Raw genomic sequence first — 1663 nt, 5'->3', positions numbered from 1 at the left:
CAATGCCGCGAAGTTAAGCCGCGATCCCGTTTGGCAAGCCGGGCGCGGGGTCCACGATCTCAACGGTCAGGGTCGCTGGGAATGTTGGGGTGTGCGGTTTGCTTGCCCGGGCCTGGAACTTTGAGATCGCCCGCTTGACGGTCCGCGAGCTGGTCCGCAGCCTTCGTGCCGGGAGCAGCCGCTCCAGGACCTCCTCGCCGATGCGGCCGGCCAGGGCCCTCCACCCCGGGCGTTCCCCGGTGGCGGGCCTGGCGGGCCCGAGGATGAGCAGGTCCCGGGCCATGGTCAGCGCGACCGTGTAGCTGGCTCGGTCCGGGTCCAGGTCGGGCACCGCGTTGGTCGCCTCGCTCATCACCGTGCGCAGCAGCTGCTGGACGACCAGCAGCGCATAGATTTCCTGTTCCACCAGCAGCACGCTCCTGGAGCGCAGCACCCGGCCCTGCAGCAGGGTGGATTTGATTTCCCGGAACGTCGTTTCGATCTCCCACCGCTGGTGGTAAAGCTCCATCAGCTCCAGGGCGGTGCCCTCTGCCGGGTTGGTGAGGGAGGTGACCAGCCGGTAGGTCTCGCGATGGTCCCCGGCCTTGGTGTGCAGGGTGACGGTGGCGTCGAGCACCCGCACCGGGACCCCGGCCAGAATTGAGAGGTAGGACCCGTCGGCCAGGGGCCGGTGGACCGGAAGGTTCCGCCGGTTTTTCACCCGCACCAGAAAGTGGGCCCCCGCCTCGCCGATTTGGTGCAGCAGCTTGGCGGAGGCGAAGTTGCGGTCGGCCAGGACCAGCATGCCCGGTGCCATGGACAGCAGCAGGGCCGGGGTGTAGGTGGTTTCCCCGATGCCGGTCGGTCCGAAGACCGCGTCGATGATGCTGCGGGTGCCGCTGGCGACCAACGCCAGGACCCGGGCCTGCGGGTATCCGGTCCCGCCGTGGTTTCCGCGCTGCTTGGTGTATTTGGTGAGGATCTGCGGGGTGTCGGGCAGCGTGAGGACCGTTCCGTCGATCGCGCAGATCCGGTACTTGCCGAAGAAGGAACCTTCCCGGGTGGTGGTCGGGGCCGGGCCGCGCAGCATCTCGAAGAGCCTCCGCAGCGGGGCGACCCCGATGCGGCGCCGTGCCTGGGTGAGCGCCGACTCGGTGGTCTTGGCGGCCCCGGTGGTGTGCAGGCGGAGTTTGGTGAACACGTTCCGGTAGCCAAGGTGGGGGAACAGCGCCAGTGCCAGCACGAAGTACACGACCACCCGGGAAGGCAGCTTGCGGATGCGGCGCTCCCGGGTGCCGGTCGCCTCCAAGGCCTCATCGACCAGGTCGGCGGGGAGGTGTTCGGTCAGGGCACCGAGGTGCGCGGGGGCCCAGGCATCGGTGCAATGCCCGGGATCGGCCGCCGGGGATCCCGTTGGGGGAAGGCCGGGTTGGTCAGCGGGGGCAGGGAAATGAGAGGATGGCACGTAGGAACTCCTGTGCGGTATGTGTGCTTGAACACTCACATTCTTGACAGGAGTTCCGCCGGATTAAAAGGGGTTCCGGGGCTCGTCTCACATTTTAAGACAAGTTCCCGCGTCCAGGGTTGTGCCACCGCCAATGCGCCACATGCCACCGAGCGCCGAAGCCGACAAGGGCTTGACTTCAGCGGTGGACGTTTAACTTCATGGCATTGGCTCTAGAGC

The 1663-nt window shown here is 67.3% G+C and carries 1 protein-coding gene; it reads right to left on the bottom strand.

From position 1 onward, the window contains the following. Window positions 1-13: 13 nt before the first annotated feature. Window positions 14-1444, bottom strand: coding sequence for an IS4 family transposase (locus AB8M85_RS17465; RefSeq protein ID WP_372700108.1), 1431 nt, complete (start codon window positions 1442-1444; stop codon window positions 14-16). Window positions 1445-1663: the final 219 nt, after the last annotated feature.

Source organism: Arthrobacter sp. JSM 101049, from assembly GCF_041679245.1.
Classification (GTDB): Bacteria; Actinomycetota; Actinomycetes; order Actinomycetales; family Micrococcaceae; genus Arthrobacter_H.
This window is presented reverse-complemented; position numbering and strand designations above follow the sequence as displayed.